This is a genomic window from Intrasporangium mesophilum, assembly GCF_054783095.1.
This window is the reverse complement of the sequence record NZ_BAAGRF010000058.1, coordinates 337,240-349,723: the sequence shown is the minus strand read 5'-3', so window position 1 is coordinate 349,723 and position 12,484 is coordinate 337,240. Positions and strand designations below refer to the sequence as shown.

Below are 12,484 nucleotides of genomic sequence, written 5' to 3'. Positions count from 1 at the left end.
CCTACGGGCTAGACGCAGCGGCCGTCCTTGCACTCGTGGTCGAACAGGGCCCGGGCGAGCACGGTCGTCATGTCGGCCGGAGACGGCGCCGAGTAGAAGTCGGAGTACGTCATCTTCGAGATCTCGGTCATCGACTTCGAGTCCACGTCGGGCCCGATGCCGATGGTCGTGATCGCGATCGGCTTCTTCGGGTCGCTGGCGGCGCGCAGGTTGGCCTTGAGCTGCTCGAGCGTGATGCCGTTGGGGTCGTCGTTGCGGCCGTCGGTGAGGATGACCACCGCGTTGACCCGCTCCGGGTCGTAGTTGCGCTGGGCCTGCTGGTATGCCGCCCACATCGTGTCGTAGAGGCCGGTGCCCCCGCCGACGTTCTTGGCCAGGTTGGCCGCCGCGGTGGCGACCTGCGCTCGGTGCGTGTCGTCGTCGAGCCGGCCGATCGGCACCATCGGCTTGTAGTCCGCGCCTCCCGCGCCGATCCCGATCGAGAAGACCCACAGGCCGAGCTTGGTGGTCTTCGGCAGAGCAGCCAGCGCGATGCCGGCGGCCTCCTGGGTGATCGCGACGCGGGTGGTGTTGCCGACCTTGTCGTTCATCGAGCCGGACACGTCGAAGACCGCCAGGATCGAGAAGTCGGTCGTCGCGGTCTGCCACACGTCGGTGGCGGCGGCCACGGCCTCGGCGTCGGGCGTCGGGCCGATGTCGACCGCGCCCACGCTGCCTGCTGGGGTCGGCATCGTCACCGGCACGGCGGTGGACCGCATTCCATACTGCGCGAAGAGCTTGGCGGCAGCCGGCGTCATGAGGTAGGCGCGCAGCAGCTCGACGGCCTGGTCGCGGACCGGGTCGGTGGCCACGTTGATGAGGGAGAACTCGAAGGCGGGGGTGCCCTCGGTCGGCGTCACGGAGACCATCTTGTGGTCGGGGTAGAGCCGGTTGTGGTCGATGAGGTCGGCCTCGGAGACCGGGAAGGCCGCGGCATCCTGGGGGGTCTCGTTGTACGTCGCGAAGAGGTCGTCGATGGACGCCGCAGCGCCCTTGGCGAGCTTCGGGATGATGACGCGTCCCTGCTCGCCACTCAGCTGCGGCAGCGCGGACGCGAGGGTCAGCATACCGGCCGTCGTCGACCGGGGGTCGCTCATCCGGATCGGGTTGTCGGACGCGACGAGCTCGAGCCACTTGGGCTGGCCCTCGAGCTTGCTGGCCTGGGTCGGGTCCATCGCGATGACGAGGGGGCTCTTGGCGAAGGCCTTGGCCGGCTTCGCGTTGAGGTGTGCGGTCTCGTTGACTCGCTCCACCCATCGCGGGGAGTCGGGGATCCACGCGTCGGGTCGGTCGGGCTGGCCCTGGCCGAGGCCGATCATGGACTCGATGGGCGACTTGCCCTTGACGACGTAGTCCACGCATGGTGAGGCCGGGTCCGCCTGGTACTCCTTGGCGAGGGCGAGCACCGCGGGCTGGGCGGCCTCGGAGACCCACACCGAGACCTGCGTGCGCTCGGGGCACGACTTGCCGGTCGGGATGGCTGCGGCGGCGACCGGTGTCTCGGCGCGTCCCTGCCACCACTTGAACCCGCCGACGCCGGCCCCGACGAGCAGCACGACACCGAGCACGGCCGCGAGGATCCGGTTGCGTCGTGCTCGGGCGATCTTGGCTTCGAGAGCCTTGCGGGAGGCCCGGCTCTCGATCAGGCTCTGCTCATACGGGCCTGGAGGGCGTTGTGGAGGGGAGGGGTTGGACACGGGGTTTCCTCACAATGAGGACGCCCCGGTACCGGGGCGTCAGGGTGAACCACCGGCCAAAACTACCCGGCGATCCGCGCAGAATGGTGCCTGACCCCACCGTTCTTTGTCGAATGTCCGATTTGCGCTCAGGCCAGGTCGGCGCGCACGGGCGCGTGTGCACCCGCGCGCCCAACCGTGAGCGCCGCTGTGCACAAGGCCCGTTCGACGGCCGGGAGCACGTCCTGGAGCGATGCGGAGTGCAGCGCCTGCCGTGCCTCCGGGCCGCCGAGCAGGCCCGCGTCGAGCAGGCCGGACACGAGTCCGGCCATGAAGGAGTCGCCCGCCCCGACGGTGTCGACGACGATGACAGCGGGTGCCGGGAGGGTGAGCTGCTCGCCCGTCCGGCTGAGCCGCACGACCGCGCCGGCGCCGCCCCGGGTCATGACCACGAGCGCCGGGCCGAGCCGTCCCCACGCCGCGAGGACGTCGTCGACGAGCTCGCCCGGGCACAGCCATGCGATGTCCTCGTCACTGACCTTGACGACGTCCGACAGCGCGATCGAGCTCTCGATGACGCGCCGCGCCTCCTCGGCCCGGCCCATGAGCGACGGGCGGGCGTTCGGGTCGTAGGACACGGTCGCCCCGAGGCTGCGTGCCTGCACGAGCGTCTCGCGCACCTGGCCGCCGCCCGGCTCCAGCACCGCAGCGATGCTGCCGGTGTGGACGTGGTCGTATGCCGTGAGGCCGGGAACCGCGGCCACCTGCCACTCGAGGTCGAAGACGTAGGTCGCCGCCCCGGCGGCGTCGATCGTCGCGTGGGCGACCGACGTGAAGGGGGCGCCCAGCGAGCCGGCGGTCAGCGCGACCCCGTGGTCACGGCATACCTGTTCGATGCGGGCGCCGCGGGCGTCGGTGGCGATCCACGTCGCGAGGTCGACGGGGTGGTCGAGCGCGGCGAGGCCGAAGGCGACGTTGGCGGGGCTCCCGCCGACGTGCTCGTCGGTGGCGCCGCCGGGCGTGGTGACAGCGTCGATGAGGGCCTCGCCCACGACAAGCGTGCGGGCCGGGGGAGCGGCCGAGGGAGTGCTCGTCATCGTCCGCTCACTCGTCGATCATGTCGACGCTGCCGAACCAGCCGGGCCGGTCGAACCGGTGCTGGCTCTCGATGGTCCGGATGGTGCCGCTGCGCGAGCGCATGACGAGGGAGTTGGTGCGAGCCGAACGGGCGCCGTAGCGCACACCCCGGAGCAGCTCGCCGTCGGTGATCCCGGTGGCAACGAAGAAGCACTCGCCCACGACGAGGTCGTCCGTCGACAGGACCCGGTCGAGGTTGTGCCCCGCGTCGAGCGCCTTCTGCCGCTCGTCGTCGTCCTTGGGCCACAGCTTGCCCTGGATGACGCCGCCGATGCACTTGATCGCGCAGGCGGCGATGATCCCCTCGGGCGTCCCGCCGACGCCGAGGAGCAGGTCGACACCGGTGTCGGGCCGTGCCGCCATGACGGCGCCGGCGACGTCGCCGTCGACGATGTAGCGGATCCGGGCACCGGTGCGACGGACCTCGTCGGCCAGGTCGCTGTGGCGCGGACGGTCGAGCATGACCACCGTGACGTCGGCAGGCGTCTCGCCCTTGGCCCGGGCGATCCGGCGGATGTTCTCGGCCACGGGCAGGCGGATGTCGACGACATCGGCGGCGTCGGGGCCGGTCGCGAGCTTGTCCATGTAGAAGACGGCGGACGGGTCGTACATGGCGCCCCGGTTGGCCACGGCCATGACGGACACGGCGTTCGGCATACCCTTCGCGGTGAGGGTCGTGCCGTCGATCGGGTCGACGGCGACGTCGACCTCGGGGCCCGTGCCGTCTCCGACGAGCTCGCCGTTGAAGAGCATCGGGGCGTTGTCCTTCTCGCCCTCGCCGATGACGACCACTCCGCGCATGCTGACCGTCGAGATCATCGCGCGCATCGCCTCGACGGCGGCGCCGTCAGCGCGGTTCTTGTCGCCACGGCCCACCCAGCGGCCACCGGCCATCGCGGCCGCCTCCGTGACCCGCACCAGCTCGAGTGCGAGGTTGCGGTCCGGCGTGCTGTGCTTCATGGGCGGTCCTCCGTCGGCGCTGAACGAGTCGGCGCCAGCCTATCGGTGGCCCGGCCCCCGGTTTGGAGCGTGTCCGGGAGTCGGGGACGATGGGGCTATGACCACCCCGTCGACGCCGTCGACATCGCCTGCCCACCCCGGCCCCTCGGATCTCCCGGAGGCCGGCTCGCTGGTGTCCCCGACGTCCGGTTCGGCCGGCCGGAGCGTCCCCACGGCAGACGGCTCGGGCGAACAGCCCGCGGACGGCTCGGGCGAGCAGCCCGCGGACGGCTCGGGCGAGCAGGCGCCGCCGCGCAGCCGCTACTCGATGGGCACGCTGCCCAACATGCTGCGGTCGCTGCTGGTCATCGGGGCGCTCGTCCTCGCTCTCGTGGCCATCGTCCCGCGGATCAGCTCGGTCCAGCGCACGGCCGTCGACGCCTCAGCCAAGGCCGGCCAGGTCGCTGCGCAGACGTCGTGGCCCGTCGAGCTGCCCCAGGGCCTCGGCGACGGCTGGGTCCCGACCGTCGCCACGTATGCCGCCGGCACCGAGAAGGTGCCCACGTTCACCACCGTCTGGACCACCCCGAGCGGCGGCGACATCGCCCTGAAGCAGGCCGTCAAGGTCACCGACGGGTGGCTCAAGCGCTCGGTCAACGACGGCGTCCCGAGCGGCAGCGCTAACGTGGCCGGCCGGACCGTCGACCGGTACCTCTCGGACAGCGCGGGGCAGGTCAGCTACGTCGTGCGTGGCACTGGCGCCGACGATCTCACCATCGTGGCGACCACGACCGCGCCCGAGGCCGAGCTCAAGGCCTTCGTCGCCGCTCTCCGCCGCGTCAGCCCGACTCGCTGACCCCGACCGCCGGCCGTCTGCTCGCGACCTGCCGCGCGGTCAGGTCTCGTCGTCGAAGATCTCGTCGTCGGCGTGCAGCGGGGCAGCGGCCGGAGCCCCGCCTCTGACGGGAGCAGCAGCCTGTGGCTGAGTGGCTCGCTCGATCTCGGCCTGCGCGCCGTCGAGCCACCGGGCGCAGTGCGCCGCGAGAGCCTCGCCACGCCTCCACAGGCGCATCGAGTCCTCGAGCGGCGCCTGACCGGCCTCGAGCTTGGCGACGATCGCGATGAGCTCCTCACGGGCGTCCTCGTATCCCATCTCGGCGATGTCCGGGAAGGAGGCGCTGTCGGGCGTCGTCGGGTCAGCCATGGCCAACACCCTAGGCGGTGCCACCGTCGCTCTTCTTCGCGCGACTCGCTGGGCGACGGACCGCGCCACCGGCGCCACTGGCCGGACGCTTCGCCGTCGGAGTGGTCCGGTCCGCCGCGCCGTCGCTGACCGGCCGCACACCGAAGTCGCCCCGCGCCACACGGACCCGCAGCAGCTCCCCGACCCCGACGTCGTCACGGTCCATGACCACGCGGCCGTCGCGATGCTGCACGACGGCATACCCGCGTTCCAGGGTCGACTGCGGCGACAGGGCCACGACCTGGCGGCGCAGGTGCTCTGCCTCGTCGGCCGCCCGGTGCAGCCGTGCCTCGATGCGCGACGACACCCGCGAACGCAAGGCCGACACCTCCTGACGCCTCGCCCGCACGAGCGAGACCGGGTCGGCCAGGACGGGCCGGGTCACGAGGGACCGCAGACCTGACCGCTCCGCCTCGAGCCGTCGCCCGAGAGCGCGCCGGAGCCGGTCGCGTCCGCCGTCGACGAGCCCCCGCTCGCGCTCGGCATCAGGCACGACCTTCTTGCCGGCGTCCGTGGGTGTCGAGGCTCGCCAGTCGGCGACGAGGTCGAGCAGCGGCTGGTCGACATCGTGCCCGATCGCGCTGATCACCGGGGTGCGCGCTTCGGCCACTGCGCGGATCATGGCCTCGTTGCTGAAGGGGAGCAGCTCCTCGAGCGCGCCACCTCCGCGCGCGATGACGATGACGTCGACCGTTGCGTCGGCATCGAGCTCACGGAGCGCCTCGACGACCTCAGTCACCGCTGTCGCGCCTTGGACCGCAACCTCGCGGATCTCGAAACGCACTGCGGGCCAACGACGCCGGGCGTTCTCGACGACGTCCTTCTCTGCTGCGGAGCTGCGTCCGGTGATCAGGCCGACGCGGTTCGGCAGGAACGGGATCCGCCGCTTTCGCTCGGCATCGAAGACACCCTCCGACGCGAGCGTCCGCTTGAGGATCTCGATCCGTGCGAGCAGGTCGCCGATGCCGACAGGCCGGATCTGTCGTGCCTCGAGCTGAAGCGTGCCGCGCTTGGTCCAGAAGGTGGGCTTGGCCTGGAGCACGACCCGCGCGCCCTGCGTGAGCGGCACAGTCATCGCGTTGACCGCGTTCATCGGCACCGACACCGACAGCGACATGTCGACGTCCGGGTCGCGCAGCGTGAGGAACGCCGTGCCGCCGCGCGGCGTGAACTGCACGACCTGGCCCTCGACCCACAGCTGGCTCATCCGGTCGACGTAGTCGCTGATCTTGAGACTGAGCACGCGCACCGGCCACGGCCGCTCGGCAGTCGTGTCGGCCGCCTTGTCGGGCAGCGGGCTGGGCATGCTCACGCGCGCAACGATAGGCCGTCAGCCGTTCCGCCAGGCGGCCACACGGCCGAGGCGTATGCCGTCCGGCCGGGTCCAGGAGCGAGTGCCCACTCACCGGGCCGTTCGCCGGGGTGCCCCGAGTGCTCGACGGAGCGAGCGGCCTTCCCGGCGCGGGTCGGGGCGATCCGGAACGTACGATGGCCCCATGAGCGCCACCACCGAGACGCCCGAGTCCACCACGCCCAAGAGGGTCCTGCTCGCAGCTCCGCGGGGCTACTGCGCAGGCGTCGACCGCGCCGTCGTGACGGTCGAGAAGGCTCTCGAGCTCTACGGGCCGCCTGTCTATGTGCGCAAGCAGATCGTGCACAACAAGCATGTCGTGACCACCCTCGAGAAGCGGGGCGCGATCTTCGTCGACGAGACCGATGAGGTGCCCGAGGGCGCCACGGTCATCTTCTCGGCTCACGGCGTCGCGCCCGTCGTTCACGAGGAGGCGGCGGCGCGCAGCCTCAAGACCATCGACGCGACGTGCCCGCTCGTGACCAAGGTCCACCGCGAGGCGGTGCGGTTCGCGAACGACGACTTCGACATCCTGCTCATCGGCCACGAGGGCCACGAGGAGGTTGTCGGCACCTCGGGCGAGGCTCCGGAACACATCACGCTCGTCGACGGCCCCGACGACGTCGGGAACGTCACCGTCCGCGACCCCGAGAAGGTCGTGTGGCTGTCGCAGACGACGCTGTCGGTCGACGAGACGATGGAGACGGTGGCCCGGCTCAAGGAGAAGTTCCCGGCCCTGCAGAGCCCTCCGTCCGACGACATCTGCTACGCGACCCAGAACCGTCAGCTCGCGGTGAAGCAGATGGCCAAGGACACCGACCTCATGATCGTCGTCGGCTCGCGCAACTCGTCGAACTCCGTCCGGCTCGTCGAGGTCGCGCTCGAGCACGGCGCCGGGGCGGGGCATCTGGTCGACTACGCCGACGAGATCGACGAGGCGTGGCTCGACGGTGTGACGACAGTCGGGGTCACGTCGGGGGCGAGCGTGCCGGAGGTGCTGGTGCGCGACGTGCTGTCGTGGCTCGGAGATCGGGGCTACGACACGGTCGAGCCGGTCATCGCAGCCGAGGAGTCGCTGTTGTTCGCCCTGCCCAACGAGCTGCGGCGCGACATCAAGAGGCTCTCTGGGACCGAGGTCGGCTCGGTGCGCCACGACGCCGCATTCGAGGAGTCCGGCTCGCTGCACTGAGCCGACCCACTCCTTTTCTGGTCGACTGAGCGCCTCGTCCCACCCGTCACACCCACCCGCCGCACGACGGCGCATGTGACGGGCCGCTCACTCGACTGAGGAGGAGAGGGCAGCGGACGCTGCCACGAGGTCGGGGCGGTCAGCCGCCCAGTGCCTTGATGAGCGCTGGGCCGAGGTCGTCGACGCTCCGGGTCGGGACGTACTCGCCACCGGTGATGGCGACGATCTGCCCCATCGCGGCGGCGTCGGCCCGGTCGCCGATGCCGAGGACGACGAGCCGGACGGGCTTCCCGGAGTTCTTCGCCTGTGCCAGCTGCTTCTTGAGCAGGTCGAGCGACAGGCCGTAGTCATCCTCGTTGGGACCGTCCGCGACGACGATGACGGTGTTCGTGTAGCCGGGCTTCCAGGCGGAGTTCGCGCGGTTGTATGCCGCCGCGATCGTGTCGTAAAGCCCGCTGCCGCCGCCGACCGCCTTGTCGAGGCCGGAGACGGCCCGGTCGAGGTCGCCGAGATGCTTGCTCGTGCCGAGCCCGCCGTAGTCGACGAGCTGCTTGTAGTCGTCGGCCCTGGCGCCCACGTGCAGCGAGTAGATCCACATCGCCGCGATGGTCGTGGGCGAGACGGCGGCGGTCGCCCGGACGGTCGAGCGCTGGACGATCGACAGGCGGGTGCCGTTCTCACCGCGCTCGAGCATCGAGCCGGACACGTCGACCGCAAGCAGCGCCTGCACCTTGGGCGCGGCGGCGTTCCACAGCCCGGCCGCGTGGTTGACCACGGCGTCCTTGGGCCTGTCGGTCACCTTGATCTCGCCGTACATCGGCGACGGTGGCTTCGGGTCAGCGCCACCTGGCGTGCGGAAACCATTGTCCTGCAGCACCTTTCGAGCCTCGTCGGACTTGAGGTAGTCGCTGAGGGCCGTGACGAGCGGAACAACGGCGTTGTCCTTGCTCAAGGTGGCCAGGGAGTAGTCGAGGGCGGCGGACCCCTCGGAGGGGGCCACGGCGGCGAGCTGCTCGTCGGGGTGGGCGGCATTGAAGGCGATGAGCTGGGCCTCGGCCACCACGGCCCCGGTCGCCGGCTTGCTCTGGGCGAGTCCGTCCAGGGTGATCGTCGTGGCGCTTCGCGGGGCGGCCGCGGCCAGGACCGTCCGCAGCTGCGGCTCCGCCATGGTGGCGGCCGCGGCCCCGATGGCCACCCGCCCGGTGATCGAGCGGTTGGGGTCGGGGATCCGCAGCGGCGTGCTGCCGGTCAACAGGTCGGCCCACCCGCGCTTCTCCCCGAGCGCAGCGGCCGTCTCGGTGGGCATCGCCACGACGAGGGGGCTGGACGCGAACGCCGGGTCGGTCTGGACCGTGCTGCCGGACACGGCGGCGGCCCGTCCCAGCCAGTAGGTCGAGTCGGTGATCCAGGCGTCCGGGCGTCCGGAGACGAGGGAGCCGGCGACGGCGAAGGACTCGGCAGGCTCGATGGAGTATGCCGCGCACGGGCCGTCGGAGTGGGTGCTCAGGGACTGGGCCGCTGCGGCGACCGCCGGAGCGATCACCGGTGCGACGGCGACGCGCACCGTCGCCGGGTCGGGGCAGGACGTGGGCCGGGCGGCGGTTTCGGGCACGGTGGTGGCGATCTCGCGCTTGGTGAGCAGGGTCCACGTGCCGTATGCCGCGCCACCGACGATCGCGAGGGCCGCTACGGACGCGATCGCGCGGTTGCGACGGCGTCGCCTCGTGCGCTGACGCGCCTCGGTCTCGATCCGGTCCCGGGAGTCGAGCAGGCTCTGCTCGTACGGACCGACTCGGCGCGTCGGCGTGGCGCTGTGCTGTTCTGGACCTGGCCCCCCTGAACCGGTCACGCTCTGTTCACTCTCACGGCGGGTATTCTCCGTGGCCGGCCGTCAGGTGTCCACTTCTCTCCCATATCGGACGTCTGCGGCGCAACTCGACACGCCCTCAGGCGGTGCCCTCGTGACGAACCTGACTCCGGCCGAGCTCGTCCCGCAGGTACGCGTCATCACGGGCCTCACGGGCCTCGCGGCCCAGGTCGTCGGTGAGCTCGCTCGCGCTGAGGGTCCGCGGCGAGGCCTCGACCGGCTCGAGTGTGGCAGGACGCTCGGACGTCAGGTGCAGCTCGTGCATGCGCCTGGCGGTGACGAGCACCCTGGACTCGAGCGTCCCGACGAAGCGGTTGTACTGCTCGACGGACCTGGCGAGCGACTGGCCCATTGTCGTGACGTGCCCGCCGAGGGTTGCCAGCCGGGCGTAGAGGTCCTGCCCGAGTGCGAGCAGCTCTCGTGCGTTCTGCTCCAGGGAGTCCTGCTGCCAGATCGCACCGATGGTGCGCAGCACCGCGAAGAGGGTGCCCGGAGATGCGAGCACGACCTTGCGCGACAGCGCGTGCTCGTAGAGACCTGGGTCGTCGGCAAGGGCCGCGGCCAGGATCGCCTCGCCCGGCACGAAGCACACGACCACCTCGGGGGAGCGGCTGAACGCGGACCAGTAGGCCTTGCCGGCGAGCGACTCGACGTGTCGCCGCAGGGCGGTGGCATGTGCGGCCAGCAGCTCGGTGCGCTCCGTGTCGGACACCGTCTCGCCATGGGCCTGCAGGAAGTGCGCCATCGGTGCCTTGCTGTCGACCACGACGTGCCGCGACCCCGGCAGGTTGATCACGGCATCGGGTCGCACGGTCGCTCCGTGCCGGCTGATCCGGGTCACCTGCTCGTCGAAGTCGCAGCGCGCGATGAGGCCGGACAGCTCCAGGACCCGACGCAGCTGCACCTCGCCCCACGCACCGCGGACCGTCGACGCGTTGAGCGCGGTCGCGAGCGTGGCCGTCTCGGAGCGAAGCGACTCCGTCGAGCGGCTCACCTCGCTCAGCCGCTCACCGAGCTGGCCGAACTGCTGGGCCCGGTCGCGCTCGAGCGCTCCGACCTGGCGCTCGACCCGGCCGATGGTGTCGCGCAGCGGGGACAGCAGCGCGACCGTCGCGTCCTCGTCGTCGCGGGACGACTCGAGGTCGACGACCCGCTCGCGCAGCACGTTGCGCTCGGCCTCCGCTGCCGACGCCCTCGCGAGCAGCGTCGAGCGGGCTCCCAGCCAGGCCAGGAGGGCTCCGACTGCGAGACCCGCGACGAGCCCGACGAGCAGCGAGGTTGTGTCCATGGCGCAACCGTCGCAGACGGCGCCGACAGGGGCCCGCGCCGACACGGCATACGCCGGAGTTTCAGCGAAGCTCGTAATGCTGGTAGTCGGGGTTGGGCCAGTAGCCGCCCCAGATGCCACCCCGGCTCACGATCTGGCGCGTGAGCGTGGACCAGGCGAACAGCATGCCCCGGTCGCGCAGCGACCGGTTGACCCACCGTATGCCGTTGGGTGGGTACCACCGGCCGTTCGCGGCGCGGTAGGGGTTGCGCCGCGGGTTGACATCGATGGCCGTGCCGTACGAGTGGGGCGACAGCCTCGACGGGTTGCCGGTCACGCGCCGGCAGTTGAAGGCTGATGTGTTGTCGGCGGCCATCATCGCCTCGTCGTCGCCGCGCCAGACGTTCGGGTTGTCCATCCGGTTGATCCGGAAGCCGTTGCGGAACGCCGCACGGAAGACCGCCGCGACCGCGGTGGCCTGGGTCGACCGGACGATGAGCACACCGCGCCGGAGGCGGCCGTCGTAGGTCCGGTAGGTCATCTCCACCTTCCGCAGGCCCGCAGGTCCGACCGGGCACCCGGGGCGCCACGTGTACCGGACGTCGGCGAGGCTCACCGGCCTGATGACTGCGGCGATCGGGTCGACCGACGCCACCAGCGCGATCTCCGTCGCGGACCGCTGCAACGGTCCCGGCCCCGTCACGTGTGCCCCTGCGGGCGCGATCGCCACGACGGCGACCGCGACGGCGATCCGGCCCGACCTGATGAGTGCTCGGCCCATGTCGGCCCCCTGTCCTTGGTGAGCCCGGCCCCCCGACCGGGCTCACCTGCACTGACGCGTCCAGCGCCGGAAAAGGTTGCCTCGCGACCAGACGTGACCTTCGTGACCGCCATGCGTCTTCGCCGCCGCGGTCTGTTAGACACGACTCGTGAGCGAGTACGACGACGCGATCCGGCTCGAGGCCGGCGACGACCCCGCGACACGGCGCGGCACGTTCCACGACGAGTGGATGATCGGGAACGCCGTCAACGGCGGGCTCGTCATGGCCACCGCCCTGACCGCGCTGGGACAGCACCTCGCTGCCGACCCGACCGAGACCACCGAGCACCACGACCCCGTCGTGCTGAGCGCCTACTTCATGACGGCCTCACTGCCGGGCCCCTTCACCGTCACGACCGAGGTGATGCGATGCGGCCGCAGGCTCTCGACCGGGCAGATGACGGTCCACCAGACCGGCGCCGACGGCGAGCGCGTCGAGCGCATGCGCGCCATCGGCTCGTTCGGCAACCTCACCGACCTGGAGCTGCAGCGCCAGGCGGCCCCGCCCGAGCTGCCGCCTCCTGACCAGTGCCTCTCCACCGAGCAGGCGCCTCCGGACTTCCTGGCGAACTCGAAGTTCCTCGACCGCGTCGACCTGCGACTCGACCCGGCCACCGCGGGCTGGGCCGTCGGACGGCCGTCCATGCAAGGCGTCATGCGAGGGTGGTTGCGGCTCAAGGACGGTCGCGAGCCGGACACGACGATGCTCATGCTCGCCCTCGACGCGCTCCCTCCGGTCGCCTTCGACCTCGGGCTGTTCGGCTGGACTCCGACGCTCGAGTTCACGGGCCACGTGCGGCGTCGTCCTGAGCCCGGCTGGCTGCGGGTCGCGCTGCACAGCGAGACGCTCGGCGGCGGGATGATGGAGGAGGATGCCATGATCTGGGACTCCGCCGGAGCCCTCGTCGCCCAGTCGCGCCAGTTGTGCGGCGTGCGCCCGGCGCGCTAGGAAGCGG

The 12,484-nt window shown here is 71.3% G+C and carries 11 protein-coding genes; 3 read left to right on the top strand and 8 right to left on the bottom strand.

Features of this window, described 5'->3' with window-relative positions; translation table 11 throughout:
• Nucleotides 1-8: 8 nt before the first annotated feature.
• The 3 genes from ACYVLP_RS26925 to glpX form a co-directional block, all read right to left on the bottom strand.
• Nucleotides 9-1,736 carry a substrate-binding domain-containing protein gene (locus tag ACYVLP_RS26925; RefSeq protein WP_460630334.1) on the bottom strand — a complete coding sequence of 576 codons (1,728 nt, stop codon included), beginning with the start codon at nucleotides 1,734-1,736 and terminating at the stop codon, nucleotides 9-11.
• A 128-nt stretch (nucleotides 1,737-1,864) separates the two neighbouring features.
• A complete protein-coding gene (locus tag ACYVLP_RS26920; protein ID WP_460630333.1) occupies nucleotides 1,865-2,812 on the bottom strand; it encodes a PfkB family carbohydrate kinase in 948 nt (315 codons plus the stop codon).
• 7 nt (nucleotides 2,813-2,819) lie between these two features.
• A complete protein-coding gene (glpX, locus tag ACYVLP_RS26915; RefSeq protein ID WP_452269246.1) occupies nucleotides 2,820-3,812 on the bottom strand; it encodes a class II fructose-bisphosphatase in 993 nt (330 codons plus the stop codon).
• Nucleotides 3,813-3,909: 97 nt separating this feature from the next.
• Here glpX and ACYVLP_RS26910 point away from each other — a divergent pair, with 97 nt between their 5' ends.
• Nucleotides 3,910-4,647, top strand: a complete 738-nt coding sequence (locus ACYVLP_RS26910) for a DUF4245 domain-containing protein (protein ID WP_460630332.1) — start codon at nucleotides 3,910-3,912, stop codon at nucleotides 4,645-4,647.
• A 39-nt stretch (nucleotides 4,648-4,686) separates the two neighbouring features.
• Here ACYVLP_RS26910 and ACYVLP_RS26905 read toward each other — a convergent pair whose 3' ends face one another.
• Together ACYVLP_RS26905 and xseA are read right to left on the bottom strand one after the other, a co-directional pair.
• Entirely contained in the window at nucleotides 4,687-4,995 is a 309-nt protein-coding gene (locus ACYVLP_RS26905) for an exodeoxyribonuclease VII small subunit (RefSeq protein WP_460630331.1), read from the bottom strand.
• Between the two features lie 10 nt (nucleotides 4,996-5,005).
• The gene (gene xseA / locus ACYVLP_RS26900; RefSeq protein WP_460630372.1) at nucleotides 5,006-6,340 is read right to left on the bottom strand and encodes an exodeoxyribonuclease VII large subunit; all 1,335 of its coding nucleotides are present in this window, start codon (nucleotides 6,338-6,340) and stop codon (nucleotides 5,006-5,008) included.
• A gap of 190 nt (nucleotides 6,341-6,530) precedes the next feature.
• Between xseA and ACYVLP_RS26895 the strand changes: the two genes are divergently transcribed.
• Nucleotides 6,531-7,574: a 4-hydroxy-3-methylbut-2-enyl diphosphate reductase gene (locus tag ACYVLP_RS26895; RefSeq protein ID WP_460630330.1), complete on the top strand. Its 1,044-nt coding sequence runs from the start codon at nucleotides 6,531-6,533 to the stop codon at nucleotides 7,572-7,574.
• A 139-nt stretch (nucleotides 7,575-7,713) separates the two neighbouring features.
• Here the strand turns inward: ACYVLP_RS26895 and ACYVLP_RS26890 are convergent, their stop codons facing one another.
• From ACYVLP_RS26890 to ACYVLP_RS26880, 3 genes are all read right to left on the bottom strand, one after another.
• On the bottom strand, nucleotides 7,714-9,423 hold the full coding sequence (locus tag ACYVLP_RS26890) for a substrate-binding domain-containing protein (protein WP_460630329.1): 1,710 nt from the start codon (nucleotides 9,421-9,423) through the stop codon (nucleotides 7,714-7,716).
• A 97-nt stretch (nucleotides 9,424-9,520) separates the two neighbouring features.
• Complete coding sequence (locus ACYVLP_RS26885; protein ID WP_460630328.1) at nucleotides 9,521-10,729, bottom strand: DNA recombination protein RmuC; 1,209 nt, start codon at nucleotides 10,727-10,729, stop codon at nucleotides 9,521-9,523.
• A gap of 61 nt (nucleotides 10,730-10,790) precedes the next feature.
• Entirely contained in the window at nucleotides 10,791-11,489 is a 699-nt protein-coding gene (locus ACYVLP_RS26880; protein ID WP_460630327.1) for a M15 family metallopeptidase, read from the bottom strand.
• A 148-nt stretch (nucleotides 11,490-11,637) separates the two neighbouring features.
• On the opposite strand from ACYVLP_RS26880, the gene ACYVLP_RS26875 reads away from it, so the two are divergent.
• The gene (locus ACYVLP_RS26875) at nucleotides 11,638-12,477 is read left to right on the top strand and encodes a thioesterase family protein (protein WP_460630326.1); all 840 of its coding nucleotides are present in this window, start codon (nucleotides 11,638-11,640) and stop codon (nucleotides 12,475-12,477) included.
• Nucleotides 12,478-12,484 lie beyond the last annotated feature (7 nt).

Coding starts and splice junctions, on each gene's coding strand:
- ACYVLP_RS26880 (WP_460630327.1), bottom strand. CDS start 11,489: ATGGGCCGAGCACTCATCAGGTCGGGCCGGATCGCCGTCGCGGTCGCC.
- xseA (WP_460630372.1), bottom strand. CDS start 6,340: ATGCCCAGCCCGCTGCCCGACAAGGCGGCCGACACGACTGCCGAGCGG.
- ACYVLP_RS26920 (WP_460630333.1), bottom strand. CDS start 2,812: ATGACGAGCACTCCCTCGGCCGCTCCCCCGGCCCGCACGCTTGTCGTG.
- ACYVLP_RS26905 (WP_460630331.1), bottom strand. CDS start 4,995: ATGGCTGACCCGACGACGCCCGACAGCGCCTCCTTCCCGGACATCGCC.
- ACYVLP_RS26895 (WP_460630330.1), top strand. CDS start 6,531: ATGAGCGCCACCACCGAGACGCCCGAGTCCACCACGCCCAAGAGGGTC.
- glpX (WP_452269246.1), bottom strand. CDS start 3,812: ATGAAGCACAGCACGCCGGACCGCAACCTCGCACTCGAGCTGGTGCGG.
- ACYVLP_RS26885 (WP_460630328.1), bottom strand. CDS start 10,729: ATGGACACAACCTCGCTGCTCGTCGGGCTCGTCGCGGGTCTCGCAGTC.
- ACYVLP_RS26910 (WP_460630332.1), top strand. CDS start 3,910: ATGACCACCCCGTCGACGCCGTCGACATCGCCTGCCCACCCCGGCCCC.